This window comes from Arenibacter algicola (genome assembly GCF_000733925.1).
GTDB classification, from domain to species: Bacteria; Bacteroidota; Bacteroidia; order Flavobacteriales; family Flavobacteriaceae; genus Arenibacter; species Arenibacter algicola.
On sequence record NZ_JPOO01000001.1, the window covers coordinates 1,820,513 to 1,840,169 of the forward strand.

The 19,657-nt window shown below is 41.0% G+C and carries 14 protein-coding genes; 8 read left to right on the forward strand and 6 right to left on the reverse strand.

Features of this window, described 5'->3' with window-relative positions:
- Positions 1-160 precede the first annotated feature (160 nt).
- A complete protein-coding gene (locus tag U735_RS0107810) occupies positions 161-1,045 on the reverse strand; it encodes an AraC family transcriptional regulator (protein ID WP_031443287.1) in 885 nt (294 codons plus the stop codon).
- 309 nt (positions 1,046-1,354) lie between these two features.
- Here U735_RS0107810 and U735_RS0107815 point away from each other — a divergent pair, with 309 nt between their 5' ends.
- The 8 genes from U735_RS0107815 (at position 1,355) to U735_RS0107850 (ending at position 11,932) form a co-directional block, all read left to right on the forward strand.
- A complete protein-coding gene (locus U735_RS0107815) occupies positions 1,355-2,548 on the forward strand; it encodes a ThuA domain-containing protein (protein ID WP_084681083.1) in 1,194 nt (397 codons plus the stop codon).
- A gap of 23 nt (positions 2,549-2,571) precedes the next feature.
- Positions 2,572-3,621: a sugar phosphate isomerase/epimerase family protein gene (locus U735_RS0107820; protein WP_031443289.1), complete on the forward strand. Its 1,050-nt coding sequence runs from the start codon at positions 2,572-2,574 to the stop codon at positions 3,619-3,621.
- A gap of 67 nt (positions 3,622-3,688) precedes the next feature.
- Positions 3,689-4,843, forward strand: coding sequence for a Gfo/Idh/MocA family protein (locus U735_RS0107825; protein WP_031443290.1), 1,155 nt, complete (start codon positions 3,689-3,691; stop codon positions 4,841-4,843).
- A gap of 101 nt (positions 4,844-4,944) precedes the next feature.
- Positions 4,945-6,057 carry a zinc-dependent alcohol dehydrogenase gene (locus U735_RS0107830; RefSeq protein ID WP_031443291.1) on the forward strand — a complete coding sequence of 371 codons (1,113 nt, stop codon included), beginning with the start codon at positions 4,945-4,947 and terminating at the stop codon, positions 6,055-6,057.
- 60 nt (positions 6,058-6,117) lie between these two features.
- Positions 6,118-7,137 (forward strand): NAD-dependent epimerase/dehydratase family protein, encoded by a 1,020-nt coding sequence (locus U735_RS0107835; protein WP_031443292.1) that lies wholly within the window; start codon positions 6,118-6,120, stop codon positions 7,135-7,137.
- Positions 7,134-8,105, forward strand: coding sequence for a Gfo/Idh/MocA family protein (locus U735_RS0107840; RefSeq protein ID WP_031443293.1), 972 nt, complete (start codon positions 7,134-7,136; stop codon positions 8,103-8,105). The genes U735_RS0107835 and U735_RS0107840 overlap by 4 nt, the downstream gene beginning before the upstream one ends.
- Before the next feature lie 18 nt (positions 8,106-8,123).
- The gene (locus U735_RS0107845) at positions 8,124-11,333 is read left to right on the forward strand and encodes a PVC-type heme-binding CxxCH protein (RefSeq protein WP_031443294.1); all 3,210 of its coding nucleotides are present in this window, start codon (positions 8,124-8,126) and stop codon (positions 11,331-11,333) included.
- Positions 11,334-11,725: 392 nt separating this feature from the next.
- Positions 11,726-11,932 (forward strand): hypothetical protein, encoded by a 207-nt coding sequence (locus tag U735_RS0107850; RefSeq protein ID WP_031443295.1) that lies wholly within the window; start codon positions 11,726-11,728, stop codon positions 11,930-11,932.
- Positions 11,933-12,375: 443 nt separating this feature from the next.
- On the opposite strand, the gene nhaD is transcribed toward U735_RS0107850, so the two are convergent.
- From nhaD to U735_RS0107875, 5 genes are all read right to left on the reverse strand, one after another.
- Positions 12,376-13,641, reverse strand: a complete 1,266-nt coding sequence (nhaD, locus tag U735_RS0107855; RefSeq protein WP_198036621.1) for a sodium:proton antiporter NhaD — start codon at positions 13,639-13,641, stop codon at positions 12,376-12,378.
- A gap of 492 nt (positions 13,642-14,133) precedes the next feature.
- A complete protein-coding gene (locus tag U735_RS0107860; RefSeq protein WP_031443297.1) occupies positions 14,134-15,498 on the reverse strand; it encodes an aldehyde dehydrogenase in 1,365 nt (454 codons plus the stop codon).
- Positions 15,499-15,701: 203 nt separating this feature from the next.
- Positions 15,702-17,210: a parallel beta-helix domain-containing protein gene (locus tag U735_RS0107865; protein ID WP_031443298.1), complete on the reverse strand. Its 1,509-nt coding sequence runs from the start codon at positions 17,208-17,210 to the stop codon at positions 15,702-15,704.
- Positions 17,211-17,227: 17 nt separating this feature from the next.
- Entirely contained in the window at positions 17,228-18,454 is a 1,227-nt protein-coding gene (locus U735_RS0107870) for a cytochrome-c peroxidase (RefSeq protein WP_083260566.1), read from the reverse strand.
- Positions 18,455-18,585: 131 nt separating this feature from the next.
- The gene (locus U735_RS0107875; protein WP_031443300.1) at positions 18,586-19,443 is read right to left on the reverse strand and encodes a LytR/AlgR family response regulator transcription factor; all 858 of its coding nucleotides are present in this window, start codon (positions 19,441-19,443) and stop codon (positions 18,586-18,588) included.
- Positions 19,444-19,657: the final 214 nt, after the last annotated feature.

Here is a 19,657-nt window from a genome sequence, read left to right on the forward strand (position 1 = left end):
AAATTGACAGATAATATGGTGAGGGTAAAATATGCTTATAATTTATTTAGACTGAGTTTTAAACTCTGGTAAATGGGTTAGGGTTGGTTATTACCGGATTTTAATCCTAAACTTCTAAATAATAATTGCGCCAATAGGGTGTGGGCCATAATTTATTTCATTAGGATATGCTTGTTTTGATATTCAAAAACAATTTTCGGTACTCATGGGGGCTCATATGTACGATTGCCTTGAATTGTCTGTTGAAGTTTGATAGGGCATTAAATCCACACTCATAACTTATTTGCGAAATATTGAAATTATCCTCCAGCAATAACTTTCTTGAATGCCCTATTCGGATTTCATTTACAAAGCGTGTAAAAGTCTTATTGGCCCTAGGTTTAAAATACCTACAGAAAGAGGTGGTGGTCATATTGAGCATTTCCGCTATTTCTTCCAATGAGATTTTGGTCTTGAAGTTAGACATCACATAGTCGTAGACAATCCGCATTTTGTCGGCATCATCCCCTTTAAAGACATTGGTGTACCCCGGACTGGACAATAGGTGATATTCTTCACTATTGGCCAGGATATCTATTATTTCCAGTAGTTTTATGATTCTTCGAAATCCTAGTTCATTATTTATTTTATGAATAAGTTTATTTATTTTATTTCGGGTTTCGCCATAGAATTCCATGCCCCGGACCGAATTCTCCACAAACTTGTTTATATTATAAAACTCTTCCTTGCCCAATAAGGATTCACTAAAGAGATCGTGGTCAAAATAAATTACCAAGCCTCTGGTAGAGAGTTTGCTGTTTTTGTCAAAATAAGCGTCATCACTACGCCATAAATGTGGAAGGTTTGGGCCCGTAACAACCAGGTCGCCTTTTTCAAAAGATTGTACATGGTCCCCAACAAATCTGGTGCCTTTGCCCTCTGCAATCAAGGATATTTGGAAGTCCGGGTGAAAGTGCCAATTTGGATTGAAGTAGGGGCCTACCATATCCTTGAAAATAAAAGTTTCTTTTGTTGTTAGGGTTTTTTCAATGTTGGGGGTACTCATAAATTGGCGGATTAAATTTTATTTTGGCTAATTTAAGACAAAAAAGTGTCATCTTTTAGTAAGATATAGGGAATATTCATGCGGATAGTATTTTAGATTTGTAAACCTAAGTTTTTATTGTCAAATTTTATTGCTATAAATTTTAAGAATAGTGTATAAAAAGTGATAATAAATGTGGATATTGATAAACTAAATGGCTTAGTGTGCCCATTGGTTATCCGTGGAATTTTTATACTGTGATTCCCGCTAACTCTTGAGGGTAGGGTATTGAAATAGTTCATGCGCCGGGTATTTAAGATTTGTATTATTATGTTGGAATCAGTAATTTTCGGATATTCTTTTTTTGGGAAGTTCACATGGAATGCCCTATGGTCTTTCTTGGTGGCTGGTGTGCTTGTTTCTTGTGGGAATAAGGACGGCAATGCCGTTGCCGATCTAGGTAAGGAATATTCGGAACAATTGATAGCGCAGACGGACAGAGTGGAGTTGGACAATGATGGTCCCTTGTTAAATGGGCAGGCCATTAAGGGTGAAAGGAGTCCGGATGAATACCGTATAACATACAATGGCTCGGAAGGTCCTGGAAAAGGTAAACATATTGTTTTTATAGCTACGGATCATGAATATAGGGGTGAGGAAACCTTACCTGCATTGGCCAGGATTTTGGCCAAAAGATATGGTTTTAGTTGTACCGTGGTTTGGGCTTTGGACGATGACGGCAATATCTTTCCCGGAGGGTCGGACCTTAAGGGACTCGATGTACTTAAAAAGGCGGACCTTATGGTAATGTTCATGAGGTTTGCAAATTTTGAAGATGAGCAGATGCAATACATAGATGACTATCTAAATAGGGGGGGGGCTGTAATAGGCTTACGGACTACCACACATGCTTTTAAAAATGCCGACAACCCTAACTGGAATCATTATGACTTTAAATATGAAGGTGAAAACAAGGCTTGGCACGGTGGATTTGGAGAAGTGGTTTTAGGGGAAACCTGGGTAGGCCACTATGGCAAGAACCATCAACAGGCTTCCAAACTGATTATGGAAGAAAATAATAAGGAACATCCAATAATGCGCGGAGTACAAAATGCATGGGCGCAATGTGGAGGCTATAATGCCTACCCCCAAGGCAATGATTTGAAGATATTGGCCAGGGGAAGGGTGTTGAACGGAATGACCCCTGATGCGGCACCCGACACTAGCAAGGAAGAATTACCTGTTGCCTGGGTTAGGACTTACCAGTTGGAAAAAGGAAAGCCCGGAAGGGCATTTACAACTACCCATGGGGCTTCAGAGGATATCCTGAATGAAGGTTTTAGAAGAATGCTCATCAACGCCTGTTTTTGGGGATTGGAAATGGAAGATGTAATTAAAGAGGACAATCCGATAGATTTTGTAGGGGGGTATGAGCCAACTACATTTAATTTCGAGGGGTATCAGAAAAATGTAAAACCGTCCGATCTGAAGGGGTGGGAATCGGTAATAATGCCAAGAAAATAATATAACGAATAAAAACTATTGTTATGCCAGAAAACAATTATCCAAAACTCCACAACGCTTCGTGGCCCGGCGTGGTAGGGAAAGGACCTGATTCAGAGCCACCAATTTCTATAGATACCATGATAGAGCTAACCGCCAATGCGGAGGTAGATGGGGTTAAATTTGATGGATTTGACCTTTTTGCTGCCGACCCCCATTTGGATATAGATTCCAATGATGATGGTATTAAAAAAATGGCGGATAAGGCAAGGGCCAAAAACCTTGAAATTGGAAGTTTGGTAGCTCCTGTATGGGCCGGTACCGGAGGAGGCTCCGCAATGGGATCCAGGGAGGAACGCAATCAGTTTGTAACCCAGGTCCGCAAGGCTTGTATTTTAGGTAAAAAATTGCGCGATTTAGGGATACGTCCCAATGGAGTAATTAGAATAGATTCGTCCGTTGATCCACATAGCTGGGCAGCAGATCCCGTGGCCAATACAAAATTAATAGCACAAACCTTCCGTGAAGCTTGCGATGTGGCAGCAGATTATGGGGAGTCTCTAGCGGCAGAAGGTGAAATTTGCTGGGGCGGGATGCACGGTTGGAAGACCATGGTGAACACCCTTGAAGCCGTTGATAGACCTAATATTGGGTTTCAGGCCGATATGGCCCATACCTTGTTGTATCTCTTAGGTTATAATAAGGAGGACGAAAGAATATTGCCCAAAGACTTCGATTGGAACGATAGGGCAACATTAACCGAAGGCCTTAAGACCGTAACGGCTGCACTACGCCCATGGACAATTGATTTTCATGTGGCCCAAAATGATGGCACGGTGTTCGGGTCTGGATCCCATGATAAAACAGGAAGGCATTGCCAAGCCACGGATCCAAACGGAAAATTGGACATCGCTGTGGATGCGGGCCATTGGTTGCGGGATGAAAACGGTATCCTGACCAAAAAAATCAGGCATATCTGTTGGGATGGCTGTATGTTTCCCAACGATGTTATGATGCAGCCCAAAACTTGGAACGATATTTTAGGTGCCATGATCAAGGTTCGCCAAATGCATGGCTGGTACGAAGCGCCTTAAGATAATAGGCGTATTGTACATTCGATAAAGTTGGAATTTTAATTTAAAATAAAAAAATAGAGTACACATGTCAAGTAAGAAAGAATTACGAATAGGAATGGTAGGTTACGGATTTATGGGAAGAACCCATTCCAATGGATATCGCAGGGTGGGCAATTTTTTTCCCGAACTGGAATATCAACCTGTATTAAAAGCAATTTGCGGGCGAAACCTTGAACGTACCCAGGCCTTTGCCGATCAATGGGGCTATGAGTCCGTGGAAACCGATTGGAGAAAGCTTATTGCCCGTGATGACATTGATGCCATAGATATTTGTACCCCTAATAATATGCACGCCGAAATTGCCATTGCGGCGGCAGAAGCCGGAAAAATGGTTTTATGTGAAAAACCTTTGGCGCGTACCGTTGCGGAAGCTCAGCCTATGGTCGATGCCATAGAAAAGGCAGGAGTTCCCAATACAGTGTATTTCAATTACAGGAGATTGCCATCGGTAACTCTTGCCAAACAACTTATAGATGCTGGTAAATTGGGTAAAATATTTCATTATAGGGCTAATTTCCTGCAGGATTGGACCATTAGTCCAGAACTTCCACAAGGTGGGGAGGGTTTATGGCGCTTGGATAATGATGCGGCCGGATCGGGTGTTACTGGAGACCTGTTGGCACATTGTATAGATACGGCCATGTGGTTAAATGGAGGGATCAAGGATGTTTCCGCCATGACCGAAACTTTTATCAAAGAAAGAGTACATACCGGTACGGGGGAAAAACAGGAAGTAACCATAGATGACGCCTGTATGTTTCATTGTCATTTCGATAATGGCTCTTTGGGCCTTTTTGAATCTACAAGATATGCTAGAGGACATAAGGCCTTATATACATTTGAAATAAATGGGGAACACGCCTCCATAAAATGGAACTTGCATGACTTAAGTCGCTTGGAATATTTTGACCATAGGGATGAATCCCAGGAGAGAGGATGGCGTTCCATCCATGTTACGGATGGTGATCATCCTTACATGGATAAATGGTGGGTACCAGGACTGTCTATTGGGTATGAGCATAGTTTTGTACATCAAATAGCAGATTTTCTCAAAGCCCTTCAGGAAGGGAAACCATGCTCACCTACATTTAGGGAAGCTCAGGAAACACAGAAAGTTTGCGAGGCCGTTTTGGAGTCGGCAAAAACGAAGAGCTGGAAAGACACTGGTGTCAAATGGTAACCTCAAGCTTATCCAGATAAGGGAAGTTCATTGTTTATAATTGAATAATCAATTTTTAAACTTTATTTTGAACAAGAAAATAAAATTAACAATTTAATGCTATGAGTAATTCTATAAAAGGATTTTGTCTTCAATCCAACGAAAAAATATATCCGAACACCGGTCAATCTGTCCTTAGTAATTCTGCAGTGGTAGACATGGAAATGCCGCCTTTAAAGGAGGGGGAAATTTTGGCAAAAACACTGTATACGGGAATTTGTGGTTCGGACAATAGTGCAACTATTGGTAAGGCCAATTTTGATTGGGTGCAGCGTCCAAGGGTAATTGGGCACGAGTTTAGCGCCGAGGTTTTGGAATTGGGACCTGGTGACCATGGTGACCTTAAGGTGGGGGATATTTTTACTCCCTTGGCCATGTTGGGTTGCAGGGATGAGGAATGTCCGGCCTGTAGCGTTTCCAAATGGAATTTATGTCCGAAAAAGGAAATAATCGGTTTTCATAGAAACGGCGGGTTTGGACAACAAGTAGTGTTGGAGTCGGATCGGGTGGTGCCCTTAATGAAAGGCCTTACCCCGGCCCAAGGTGCCTTGGTAGAACCTTTATCCATAATAACCAATGCCCTATATAACAAATGCGACATTAAGCCGGGACAGGACGTAGTTGTAACAGGCTGCGGAATTATCGGAATGATGTCGGCCGAAGTTGCCCGTGCGGCCGGAGCTAGAGTTGCTGTAACAGGAATTGCCCACGATCGGGATATCAGATTGAAAAGAGCCAAGGAAAGAGGTTTCATTACCATAGAAGTGTCACCGGAAAATTCCTTGACCACCCAATTGAAAAACGGCATTACCGATGATAACGGTGTTCCGTTTGGATCAAATGGAAAGGTAGATTTGCTAATAGAATGTTCAGGTGTTCCACCAGTATTAACAGAAGCGATTGGTGTTGTTAAACCTGAAGGAGATATATGCGTTATTGCCACTTACGGAACGGATGTACAGATAAATGCCACTCACCTTACCCGAACCTCCTTAAATATGAGAGGCTCCATGGGGTCTTGCAGGGCAGACTATATGGCTGCACAAAAATTGATGGTAACCGGTATTTTTCCTTCTGAACACTACACGGATTACTACGATTTTAAAGACATTAACCAAGCTTTTGAAGATTCGATAAAGGCAAATAATATGAAGGCCGTTGTAAAAATGAACTGATAATTCGTTAGTCCTTGTACAGGCCTACAACCTAATATAAAAAAAACTAGCATTAAGATTATGCACAAAATATTTATTACCGGAGGTACCGGCTGTATAGGATCGGTGACGATTTATAAGCTTCTACAATCAAAAGAGGTTGGGAAAATTGTTATTGCAACCCGCTCCAATAATGTAGACCCATTAAAATTATGGCTACCTGATGATTTGGATCCCCGTTTAGAGTTCGTTACTCTGGATGTTTCCAATTACAAGGAGCTTGAAAGGGTGTTGTTCGAAGTGGATCCCACACACATTATACATTTAGGGGCATATCAAAGTCCGGATTGTTCCCGTGATCATATTGGTGGCATGGAAATAAATACTGGTGGTACGATGGCCCTTTTTGATGCCGCTGAAAAATTAACCAACCTCAAGAGGTTCGTTTTTGCAAGCTCAGCTGCCGTTTACGGAATGAGGTCTATGTATCCACAAGATATAATTAATGAGGATGTTCCCTTGGCTCCACCCAACCACTATGGGATATGGAAGTTATCTGGTGAACACTTGGCTCGTTTATTTCACGATAATACCAAAGTACCTACCGTTTGTCTTAGGTTGAACACCACCTATGGAAAAGGAAGGGACAAAGGAAAGACATCTGCACCGACCAATGCCTTAAAGGCCATTGTCTTGGGAGCTGTGGATGGAAAAGTAATTCCATTTGAAATGCCATACCAGGGTAGGGAAAACTACCATTTTGTGGAGGATGTGGGAGCACAATTCGCTGCCTGTGCTCTACAGCCATACGAAGGCTTCGGTGCTTTTAATATACAGGGGGAGACTATTCCGATTACATCATTTTTGGATATTATAAAAGAACAGGCTACCGCTTTGGGTATGGGGGAATATGTATCCCTTTCCGTTACCGACGGTGCTCCGCCCAACCTGTTCGTATGCGATTTGGATCATAGTAAAATAGCAAGCACATTCAAAGACTTGCCGTTGACAGAAATAGCAGAGGGAATACGAAGGTCGTTGATCGAGTTCAAAGCTATGGCAGAAAAGGGCACATTAAAATATTCTACGGCTGCCTCATGAAAGATATAGGAATAGGATTTATTGGAGCGGGAGATATAGCCAATTTGCATGCAGAAGCTATAAATAGTTTACCAGGTGCCCAACTTGTGGGTCTATGGAACAGAACTTTTGAGAAGGGGGCAAAAAAAGCGAAAATTTTCGGGTGTAAAACCTATAAAACGGAAGATGAATTGTTTCAGGACCCCCAAATCGATGCCGTTTTTATATTGACCAATATGGAAACCCATTGCGATTATACCATTAGGGCGGCCAAGGCAGGAAAACATATATTGGTAGAAAAACCGGCAGCCTCTAGTATTGCCGAATTGGAATTGATGCAGGCAGCTGTTAAATCTGCAGGTGTAAAATGCATGCCTGTCCATAATTATATCTATGAGGCAGGGATAAAAAGAGCAAAGTCTATGATCGAGAGCGGCAAATTGGGTGATATTTCCCAATTCTATATGATGTACAACATACATCATGCCGAGGATATCAGGGCCCGTTATCCCGGGGTCATTCGCCAGATATTGACCCATCATAGCTATACTATGCTATATTTGGCCGGACAGCCAAAAACAATTTCTTGTTTAAAACATACTGTAGATACGACCATTGCCCCGCAAGAGAATGTGGCCATGGCCAATATTAAAATGCAGAACGGTACCTTGAGCCATTTATCGGCTAGCTTTGCCAATGATGACCATGCAGGAGATCCCTGGACTTGTATTATAAAAGTTATTGGGACAAAAGGTAGTACGCGATACAGCTATAGGGATTGGGTAATAAATGATCGTAACGGAGCCCATTCGCAAACGTATCAGGCCTATCCCGAATCCATAAAGAATACGGCAACGCATTTCATAAATAATGTACTTCGGAATAATGAAGAGGCACTTTCCAGCCTAGAGGATGCCATTACATGCCAGCAAATTATAGAGGCTTGTGAAAAATCCGAAAAGGAAGGAATACACGTGAATATCAATTAATTATATACCAAAAAAAAGATGAATATTAACAAAAACGTTGTTAGCGGAAAGTTATTCCTAATGCTTTTCCTAGTCCTTGGATTCTACAGTTGTAGTAAAGAGGAAGACAACACCTTAAAAATTTCCCCCAATTCCCATATCGTTCTGGTGGGTAATAATTTGGGATCACGTATGATGAACTTTGGGCATTTCGAAACTGAAATGCAACTTCGCTACCCCAATGATTCATTGTTTATCCGTAATATGTGCGATGGCGGTAACACACCCGGTTTTAGGCCACATCCCGCAAGAAATTCGCCTTGGGCGTTTCCTGGTGCGGAAAAATTTGAGCATGAGTCCGGACAGGCTATACATTTTGAGGATGATGAAGACGGACGTCGGTCTGGCCCTATAGGCCATTTTCCTTCTCCTGATGAGTGGATTACCAGCCTAAAGGCCGATATAATCATCGGATTTTTTGGATATCCAGAATCCTTTGAAGGAGCAGACGGGGTTGATAATTACAAAGAGGAATTACGCGCTTTTATCAAGCACACGCTTAGTCAAAAATATAATGGTTCCACTCCTCCACAATTGGCGCTTGTTTCCCCAATAGCCTTTGAAGACCTTTCTGATAAGATGGATCTGCCTGATGGAAAAAAGGAAAATGGGAACCTTGAGCTGTATACGGCTGCCATGAAGGAGGTTGCGGCTGAAGAAGGAGTCTTACTTGTAGATGCATATGAACAAACCAAGGAATGGTACCAAACGGAAAGTACAGATTTAACACAAGATGGATTTCAGTTGACCGATTATGGTTATCAGAAATTTGCCAAGCTATTGGCCGATAAAGTTTTTGGAACCAAGGAAAGTAAGGCAGAAGAGAACCGTGAATTGGTACATGAAGCTGTGAATGAGAAAAACTGGTTCTGGCACAACGATTTTAAAATTCCCAATACTGTTCATGTTTATGGAAGACGTTATGATCCCTATGGTCCGGACAATTACCCTTACGAAATAGAGAAAATACGGCAGATGACCGCCATTAGGGATACGGCCATTTGGCAGGCTCTTGAGGGTAAAAAAATGGATTTGGCCAAAAGCGATGCCAAGACCAGAACATTGCCCGAAGTTGAGACCAATTATAAGCCCAGCGACAAAAATGGAACCCCTGAATATTTATATGGACAGGATGCATTGGACAAGATTAAGCCGGCGCCAGGGTACAAGGTAGAACTTTTTGCTTCGGAAGTGGAGTTTCCAGATCTTGCCAATCCCGTACAAATATCCTTCGACAACAAAGGAAGGCTATGGGTAGGGGTAATGCCCAGTTACCCACATTACAAACCTGGTGACAGTAAACCCAACGATAAGTTATTGATATTTGAGGATACCGATAATGATGGTAAGGCAGATAAACAAACTGTTTTTGCGGACGGACTTCATCTCACTATAGGGTTTGAATTTGCGCCAGAAGGCGTATACGTTTCCCAAGGGACCAACTTGGTTTTGTTAAAGGATACCGACGGGGACGACAAGGCCGATACAAAGGACATCATTTTAAGTGGTTTTGATGATCATGATACCCACCATGCCATTAGCGCCTTTACAACCGATCCATCTGGGGCTATCTATATGGGAGAAGGGGTGTTCCTGCATACAAATGTGGAAACCGCTTATGGAAATGTTAGAGGAACCAATGGTGGTTTTTATAGGTACAGCCCACAAAGACATCATCTGGAGCGTACGGCACAACTGCCCATTCCTAATCCATGGGGTATTGCTTTCGATGATTGGGGACAACCATTTTTTGAACATACCTCGGGACCGTCTGCTACTTGGATGATGCCGGGAACCATTGTACCTAGGTATGGTGTAAGTTCTCCCTTGCCTGAAAACCTTATTGAAAAGGACCACTTGGTGAGGCCCACTTCAGGATTGGAATTTGTGTCGAGTAGGCATTTTCCTGACGCGGCACAGGGCAATATGTTGATTGCCAATACAATTGGATTTTTGGGGATCAAAGAGCATTCTATGGTAGATGACCCCAAAACGGCTGGTTATGTGAGTAAACATCAAGAGGATTTAATATCTGCAAGCGATAAGAATTTTAGACCTGTTGATATGGAATTTGCTCCGGATGGCTCCCTGTACTTCATAGATTGGCACAATGTACTTATAGGCCATATGCAGCACAATGCGCGCGACCCACTACGTGATCATGTTCATGGAAGAATATATCGTATTACCTATCCATCCAGACCCTTGGTGGAACCGGCCAAAATTGTTGATGCCAGCATTGATGAATTATTGGATAATCTTAAACTTCCGGAATATCGTACCCGCTACAGGACCAAAAGGGAATTGAGGGCCAGGGATGCCTCCGAAGTTTTATCAAAATTAAAAACATGGGTGTCAAGCTTGGATACAAATGACCCAAGGTACGAACACCACGTCTTGGAAGCCCTTTGGGTTACATGGGGCTTGAATAAGGTTGATGGGCAATTGCTTGAACAAATGCTGAATGCCAAAGATTTCAAGGCTCGTGCAGCTGCAGTAGGTGTTCTAAGGTATGCCGGACATCAGATACCAGATCAGGCTGAACTTCTTATGCAGGCCGCCAAAGATGACAATCCAAGGGTAAGGTTGGAAGCCTTGGTTGCAGCTTCATGGTTGGGCAGGGACACTGGAATTCCAATTATCACCGAAGCTGGTAAAAAAGGCTTGGATAAATGGATGGAAAAGCCATATGAATCAGCTATTGCCCATTTAAACGGACACAAGGCGGGTGAAGAACCCAAAGAGGTGATAAAGACCGACCTTAAAGGCAAGGATTTGGAACTTTTGGTTGCAGGTAGGGAAATATACATGAGGGATGGCTATTGTGCCACCTGTCACCAAGCCGATGGTCAAGGGCTGGAGGCCTCAGGCTTTCCACCACTTGCAGGATCGGAATGGGTAACCGGTAATGTGGATAGACTTATAAAGTTGACCACCAATGGTCTCATGGGGCCAATTGTGGTCAATGGTAAGACCTATCCAGGTCAGGTGCCTATGACCCCTTTTGGAAATTTACTTACTGCAGATGAAACTGCAGCTGTATTGACTTATATAAGAAATACCTTTGGTAATAAGGCCACCCCAATTTCACCGGAGAAAGTGAAAGAGGTACGTGAGCAGATCAAGGATAAGCAAGGATTTTATTCGCCGGAAGAATTATTAAAAGAACACCCGCACGGTAGCAAGTAATTCGGTAAAAGTTTAATATAAATATTTGGTTCAAAGGCCGGTTGAAGGATTTTCCTCATACCGGCCTTTTTATATTTTTATGCCTCAAGGTTATTTTTGATAGGACCTTTGGGTATTTTTATTACAGTAATTAAAAGGTGGCTATCTCTAGTTCAAATCTGTTTATTTTTAGTTCCAAAAGCCGATATGAAGTTTAGAATCCGATTTAAATTTTTGCTGGGAAAAAGTTCTTTTCTGCTAAGTTTATGTTAAAAATCGTTGTTTTTTAGGTTTAATCATTAATAAGCCATATTATTCCCGATTAATGTGTTAAGTTTTCATATGTTTATGCGACTAAGGAAATTTAGTACACTTTGAATTAATAGTTGAACAGTAAAAACTAGTTATTAAATATGGGAAGGCCGGCGACAAAACCAACGGAACTTAAGGACGGATATTATATAGAAGTTCGAAATAGAAACCAGAAAACTGGGGGTATAAAAATTAGAAGGGATACAGAGGAGCAAATGCTTCTTGCCCTGGAAGAATATAAAAAGAGCAAGGACGTAACAGTACTTGGAGAATTAAAAAATGGTAAAATGCTGGATTTGGCGGGTTAACCCCGCAAAAATACAGTGTGGTAATAAAAAACCCTGCTTTCTTTTGGGCAGGGTTAATTTTTTGTAAAAAGCATTACTATATTTTAATGCAACAGTATTTCAGTCATCGGGAATATCCCCGAGCGAAAATTTATCACTGATGATTTAATATGCTGCTCCAGCATCCGTTGGGCCCCCAATAATCTTTATGCTCTAAGTTCTTGGAATTCCTACTATTTTTAATTGGGTTCAATCTATATCATTACTTAATTAACGTGAGTTCGACATAAAAATATTATCAATACATTGATTTAATGTAAGTTATAATAAATGCTACGGTCCCCTCGAGCGGAGTCGAGAGGTTATTTTACTGTAATGTATTTACAATGAGGTCTCGACTCCGCTCGACCGGACAGATGTCATATAAACAACTGATTTTAAATAAAATACATATCGAACTCACGTTAATTAATTAAAATAAATACCAGGATACCTGAAAAGTAACCGATTAAGGCCAACCAGGCTATACGGCGTAAGTACCATAAAAAATCTATTTTCAAAATGCCCATGGCAGCTACCCCAGCGGCAGATCCAATAATAAGTACACTACCGCCCGTACCCGCACAATAGGCCAAAAATGTCCAGAATTCATGATCTTGGGGAAAGGTCTCCATGGAGTACATGCCCATGGCACCTGCCACCAATGGTACGTTGTCTATTATGGAGGATAAAAGCCCCAATAAGGTATTGGTAATATGAAAATCATTAAAGGTGGTTTCCAAGGCACCTCCCATAAACTCTAGGGAGCCATTGGTTTCAATGGCAGCGACCGCCAATAGGATTCCCAAAAAGAAAAGAATACTTGGGGTATCAATTCTTTGAACCGTAGTAGCAACGGATAAATGGTGCTTTAGTTCAATAGGCTTATTTTTATGCAGTATTTCCGTGATTAGCCACAAAACACATAAGCTGAATAGCATACCCAAAAAAGGCGGTAAATGCGTAATGCCTTTAAAAACGGGTACCATCAAAAGTAGGCCTACTCCCAAAAGCAGTATAAAATTACTTTCTCTGGGACTTATCTGTTGAATCTTAGGGGCAGAGGGCAGCTCTGCCTCAATAGTTTTACCCTTAAAACTATAAGAGGCAATTAGTAAAGGAACCAATAAACAGGCTAAACTAGGTAGAAATACCTCGGTAATTATCGAGTTTGTAGAAACTTGACCGCCATTCCAAAGCATAATTGTGGTGACATCGCCAATGGGAGACCAAGCCCCACCTGCATTGGCTGCAATGATGATAAACCCGGCAAAATACCAGAGATCCGACTTGCTGGTCAAAAATTTTCTTAAAATGGCCATCATTACTATGGTAGTGGTGAGGTTGTCCAATACAGCAGAAAGGATAAAGGTGAGTAAACAAAGTACCCATAGTAGCACTAACATGCTTCGGGTCTTTATGACTCTAAGGATAATTTCAAAACCGTTGTGAATGTCTATTAATTCAACTATAGTCATTGCTCCAAGAAGAAAGAAGAGAATTTCGGCGATTTCTTCAAAATGTTCCTTAAGACTTATTATGGTTTCTGAAAAATCCACTCCCGTATGGGCAACAATGACCCATAATACTACTCCTGTAAACAGGGCAGTCGCCGCCTTATCAATTTTAACAACATGCTCTAGGGCTATGATCATATAGCCGGCAATAAAGAAAAGGGTTGTAATTAGCATGATAGAACTTTTGAAAATCTATTGTTTGTTCTCATAACATTTTCAGTTTGGCCTGAGTGGGGTCAGGGAATTAATTATTGCAAATTATTCTTTTGTTTATAAGATTTTATATCCTCGCTGAATTGACTATTGGAGGAATTAAGACTTTTGAATGGTGCAGTTGCCCATTTTTATTTCTATAAGGCCGGTTGGCACTTACTAAATGAAATATTATATAGATGCTATGTGCATAGGAGAAAACCGAATTATGTACCGGCATGGGATTAAAAGAGTAAAGGCACTGGCCAAAACTCTAGTTTATCTGTTTGCCAATTCGAAGGTATAAATAATAATCGTTAATAGATTGTTAAAAATATGTCCCGTCATATACTGCAAAATAAGGTTGCAAAGACCAAACACAGAACCCAAGAATCTCTAGTGTAGACGAACTACACGGTCCTGTCGCAAACAAACTGCAAAGGGCTTGCCTCAACGGTTTGCCTGCTAAATTACTTAAAACAGATATTTTATTTTCTTAACCAACTTCATGGGTAGGTTGTAAGGTGGATATCTAAGTGGTGCATCCAACCAATTCGCTTTTTTAACTATTGCTTTTTGATGTGAAAAAAGGTCAAACGATCGTTTGCCGTGATAGGCCCCTATTCCACTTGCGCCAACTCCCCCGAATGGGAGATTTTTATTGGTGATTTGAATTACAGTGTCGTTAATTGCTCCCCCACCGAAACTATACCTATTGATTATTTTTTTTTGGAAGGATTTTCGATTGGAGAATATATAGGTAGCCAAAGGTTTTCCATAATTGGTTAAATGCCTCTCTATATCATCTTCATTTTCGTAGGCAATAATGGGGAGAATAGGTCCGAAAATTTCGCCATGCATCAATTTACTATCCAAGTTCGGCTCATTGATCAGGGTAGGGGCCAGATAATTATCTTCATCATTGCTATCGCCGCCAAAAAGTATTTCTTCGCCAACAAGCATTTCTTTTAGACCATTATAATGGCTTTTGCTTACCGTTCTCGAAAAATCTGGAGACTGTTCAATATTTTCTCCGTAGCACTTAATGATATTTTGTTTTAGTGCGTCCACAAGTTTGTCCTTCACATTTTTATGAACAAGTATATAATCCGTAGCAATGCATGTTTGACCGGCGTTTAAAAATTTGCCCCAAACAATTCGTTTGGCGGCGAGCTTAATAGAGGCAGTTTCATCCACTATGGTGGGGTTTTTACCTCCCAGTTCCAAGGTTACCGGCGTTAGGTGCTTTGCGGCAGATTCATACACTATTTGCCCAACACGGCTACTACCGGTAAAAAAAATGTAATCCCATTTTTCCGCCAAAAGTTCTTGGGAAACTTCCACACCGCCTTCCACAACGGTAACATGTTCCGTTACAAAAACCGCGCTGACAATTTCCGAGATGATCGATGCCGTATGGGGTGTTACTTCGGAGGGTTTTACTACAACTGTATTTCCCGCGGCCACAGCTGCGATCATAGGTGCAAATGCCAACTGAAAGGGATAGTTCCATGGTGCAATAATTAGTACTGCACCATAGGGTTCCCTATATATCCAATCCGAAGAGGGCCAATTCATTAAGGAGGCAGATTTTCTCTCAGGGGCGGCCCAATGGTCAATATTTTTTAACGTCAATTTTAATTCCGCCAAAACAAATTGCGTTTCCGCTGCCAAGGTCTCAAACTTGGGTTTTTTGAAATCTTTGTAAATGGCCTCTGCAATATCATCCTCACGCGCAATTATTTCTTTTTGCAACCGCTTTAAGGCCTCTTTTCGGAAAGAAACATCCTTGGTCTTTTGCCTTATAAAAAAATCGCGCTGTTTTCCTAATACGTTCATGGCATTAAATTAATATAAAAAGCATCCCCAAACTTATCCATTTGGGGATATTATAAAATTTTGTTTTAAATCACTTCAAAATGAAAATGAATATTCAAACCATGGCAATCCCTTTAATTTGTATTGACTTCGAACTTTAATGTAGGAATGATTTCATATTTATTTAAAAATGGCCTTGTTTTCATGGAGCGGCTGTCCTTGGTTCAATGCTTCAATGCCAGGATATATTCGGCTACGGCCATTTTGGCTTCCTCCGATAAATAATCTTGGGGCGGCATTTCCGGATAATCTTCCCTCAGGTTTTTTGGAGCAGTGATATAATCTACTATACCCTGGGGGTTATTCTGGTGAATAGCCTGAAGGATTTCTGTTGGTGGACCTATCAATCTAGTGCCAAAGGCATGACAACCGGCGCAGACGCCGTAATAGGTAAGCTCGCCCAATTCTTCAGCGGAAACCGATCTTGGCGGTACCGGAGACGGGGTCATCATGGTTGGTATATCTTTGGTATCGGTTATTTGTGCCATTCCGTAATTATCCAAACCAAAGGTCCTATACCTGTTCTTGTCCCTGATAGTACTTCCGGTTCCACCTCCATATGCAAAAATATCAGGCCCTTTGGTTTCCATTTGGGTAAGCATTACCGCCTTTAATTCACCTGTTGGGGCATTCCCATTGTCGAACATGATATTGTCTAGGATAACCACCCTGTCCGGATTTCCTTCAGAATTGGGGTCATTGGCTTTAGGGTCGCCCGTAGCAAGGTCTACAATGGTAATTCCTGTATTGTTATTACCAGTTATGATATTGTTTTCCACAATTACATCATCGGCGGCCATGATTAAAATACCCGTGCCCGGCGGAATTCCGGAAACCGTTGATCCAGGGGCACCGAAGTTTTCGTGGTTGTTGTTAACCACAAAATTGTTGCGCAAGATTACATCAAAGGTTGTTTTAATAGGCAATCCCGGTGTTACAAAGGCAAGTAGTCCCCCTGTATTGTTGTGCGCATAATTGTTTTCTACCAAACAGTGCCTGGAATTTTCAATTTCAATACCCGCAACGTTGTCGAATACCTCGTTATGTAAAACGTCAACATTATCGCACATTCCAATATATATGGCGGCATCCGCAATTTTGCTTAGTACATTATGCTCCACCAATCCGTTTTTGCCATACTGTGGAAATATGCCATATACACCAGTATCTATAATCCAGTTGTTACGTATTATAAAATTGTTACCGGCTTGGCCCATTATGCCATTGCCCTTGTAGTTTATTATTTTAAAATTTTCAATTAGAATTCCATTTCCCGAATATAGGAAGGCATCGTTTATTTCCTTTTTGCCGTCCAAGGTTGGCCATTCTCCGTTGATTACCACTCCCTGCATGCTAATATTGTCCTTGTCAATATATACGTTCTCTGAATACGTTCCAGGGTAAACACGAATTAGATCTCCCGGACTAGCCTCTTTTACGGCATTTTGAATGGATGAGCCTTTTTTGACTTCAATGATCCTTCCAGTAAATTCTTGAGCGGAAGCTACTTGTGTAGTGTCGTTACTAAGCCCTGCATTTCTATATTTTATGGTGGATGGTATGGGAACAGTCTCCACATTTTTTGGTCCAAAGAAAGATTTTCCAATGAATACACCTATTCCTAGGAGCAAAATAGAGGTGATAATTTTAATAAAAGGCGATTTTTTCTTCATTTCTTAACTGTTATTTTTTAGGTTGATATTTTAAGTCCGGAAGGCAGGACCTCCGGTGTTTTGGGTTTAAACGATTCATCGGTCAAGGTTTTAAGAAAATCCACTAGGCGGTCCAATTCGTAATCGGTTAAATTGGGTTCCCATATATGCCAGTGAATTAACAGGTTTTCCCCCTCAGGTACGGCATGCCCTCTACCGTCTGTATAAAATTGAACGGTTTCCCGCAGGGTTTTGAATCTTCCAGAGTGCATATAAGGGGCAGTTTGGGCTATATTCCTAAGACTGGGGACCTTAAATGCCCCTCTTAGGCTTTTGTCATTAAAGGGAATTTCGGCCCCGGGATCCAATGGTAAACCATCTGGTTCGGGGCTGCCAATTACAGCAAATTGTTGATTTGTAAATAGGGGAGGGGTATGGCATTCTGCACATCGGGCTACGAACGACCTAAATATATTTAATCCTTCAATTTCGTTTTTATTCAACGCTTCGTCATAACCATGTGCATATTGGTCATATTTACTGTTAAGGGAAACCAAGGAAGATTGGAAAGCCGCAATGGCCTTGGTAATTTCATTGAGAGCAATTGGTTGGTCCCCATCCCTTTTGGGATATGCTTCCGCAAATAATTTTCTGTAATTTTCAATTTCATTTATAGTATTGAGTAAGTTTTCCGGAGTATTTCCCATTTCATCCTTGGAGAACAATGGTTCCAGCATTTGCTCTTCCAAAGAAGTGGCTCGACCGTCCCAAAAGAGTTTTTTTAAATAGCCTACGTTATATAGGGAAGGTGCCGCTCTTTTTAATTTATGCCCATCCTTACCCTGGCTAGTTGCTAATCCATCGCCTAATCCTTTATCGGGATCATGGCACGTTGCACAGGAAACGGTTTGGTCGGCAGAAAGAGCGGGATCAAAAAATAAATACCTTCCCAAATCAATTTCTTGGGGAGAAAAACCATCCCTAATTTCTGGTAAGGCCGATTTTAACCCTCCTACACCGGCCTTGTTGGTCGTGGCATATTGACTATAGAGATTTTTGGCAATACACTCATTATTTTCATTAAGCTTAAATCCGGGAGGGCAACTGCTTTTTAAAAGAGGAACCGGATAGTAGGCAGTAGGTCTTTGGCCGGCAAAAAATACGCCCGCCATGATTCCTAGAACCGCTACCGATATAATTACTTTTAATATGACCCTGCCTTTTTCCACCAGATCTTGTATTATCTTTTGGTTATTCCATAACATTCATATAAAGTATAAGTGAAAAATCCTGCCCACCAGGCAGTCAAATACTCTATATTGACACAAATTAACAATGGTGTTTCAACAACCCATTATGTCTTTGGTACTTTGTGATGAAATATCCCTATTTGGGATTAATGGGACATTTTTATTAGTTGGAGGGCTTTTTCGAAATCGGTCTTATAACCAAACGAAACGGGAATTTTTTCTTCTGGGATATATTGGATACCAAGGGTATATCCCTTTTTAGTTTTCTTTGCAGTGCTGATGTGTATGGTATTTACCATATAGGACCTATGGATGCGAATTACCTTAGTGTCCTTGATGATATCCTCCAATTCCTTGAAACTCATTCTTATGAGTTCTTTGTTGATTTTTTCTCCAGTGAAATAAAAGAGTTCCAGATAATTTCCTGCGGATTTGATATATAGCAACTGATTATATTTAATGGCCAATACCACCTTGTTGTTTTCTCCGTTCAAAATCAACAATTCACCGATTCCCTCACCATTTGTACCTTTTGTATTGAATTGGATTTCTTCTTTAAACGACGATATTTTTTGATTGATCTGGGCATACCATAAAAACAGTGTATAGGGTACCACCACTACAAGACCTATTTGCCAAAAGGTTAGTAGGAATTCCGAAATTTGTTCTTGAAGTGTTCGCATTGGCGGACTATAGGTAAGCTCAAATATAACGGCCATTAATCCCATCTCCATTAGGCCCCAAGGGAGTAAACTATAGATTTTAAATCTTTTGGGTCCAAATAGGGTACGCAATATAAACTGGGTGAAAATAAAAACACTAAGACCTATTAGGATAAACTCCCAATAATAATTTTCGCCCCATTTGTTGATGTTGTAAGGGGCATATATATTTATGAAAATAAAGGAATACAGGCTAATAAAGCCAATCAATAGAAGTTTGCTCCTTGCGGAATCCATATAAGGGATATCCTGTTTTAATATTGCTTCTATACGCTTCCTCATAGGCCGGACGGGTTACAAAAACAAGACATGGTAATTTTTTTTGATTTTAATGTTTGGGTTATTTAGTGACATCGAATCTAGTGAAAATACTTTTTATAGGAATGCCCTCGCGAAATTAACTTAATAAAACTTGGTGTTGGGTTAGTTTTTTTTAATCTATAATTTCATTCAAGAATTGTCCGGGTAAACTAAAAACCTTTTTCGCATCCGATGA

Coding starts and splice junctions, on each gene's coding strand:
- U735_RS0107810 (WP_031443287.1), bottom strand. CDS start 1,045: ATGAGTACCCCCAACATTGAAAAAACCCTAACAACAAAAGAAACTTTT.
- U735_RS0107815 (WP_084681083.1), top strand. CDS start 1,355: ATGTTGGAATCAGTAATTTTCGGATATTCTTTTTTTGGGAAGTTCACA.
- U735_RS0107820 (WP_031443289.1), top strand. CDS start 2,572: ATGCCAGAAAACAATTATCCAAAACTCCACAACGCTTCGTGGCCCGGC.
- U735_RS0107825 (WP_031443290.1), top strand. CDS start 3,689: ATGTCAAGTAAGAAAGAATTACGAATAGGAATGGTAGGTTACGGATTT.
- U735_RS0107830 (WP_031443291.1), top strand. CDS start 4,945: ATGAGTAATTCTATAAAAGGATTTTGTCTTCAATCCAACGAAAAAATA.
- U735_RS0107835 (WP_031443292.1), top strand. CDS start 6,118: ATGCACAAAATATTTATTACCGGAGGTACCGGCTGTATAGGATCGGTG.
- U735_RS0107840 (WP_031443293.1), top strand. CDS start 7,134: ATGAAAGATATAGGAATAGGATTTATTGGAGCGGGAGATATAGCCAAT.
- U735_RS0107845 (WP_031443294.1), top strand. CDS start 8,124: ATGAATATTAACAAAAACGTTGTTAGCGGAAAGTTATTCCTAATGCTT.
- U735_RS0107850 (WP_031443295.1), top strand. CDS start 11,726: ATGGGAAGGCCGGCGACAAAACCAACGGAACTTAAGGACGGATATTAT.
- nhaD (WP_198036621.1), bottom strand. CDS start 13,641: ATGCTAATTACAACCCTTTTCTTTATTGCCGGCTATATGATCATAGCC.
- U735_RS0107860 (WP_031443297.1), bottom strand. CDS start 15,498: ATGAACGTATTAGGAAAACAGCGCGATTTTTTTATAAGGCAAAAGACC.
- U735_RS0107865 (WP_031443298.1), bottom strand. CDS start 17,210: ATGAAGAAAAAATCGCCTTTTATTAAAATTATCACCTCTATTTTGCTC.
- U735_RS0107870 (WP_083260566.1), bottom strand. CDS start 18,454: ATGTTATGGAATAACCAAAAGATAATACAAGATCTGGTGGAAAAAGGC.
- U735_RS0107875 (WP_031443300.1), bottom strand. CDS start 19,443: ATGAGGAAGCGTATAGAAGCAATATTAAAACAGGATATCCCTTATATG.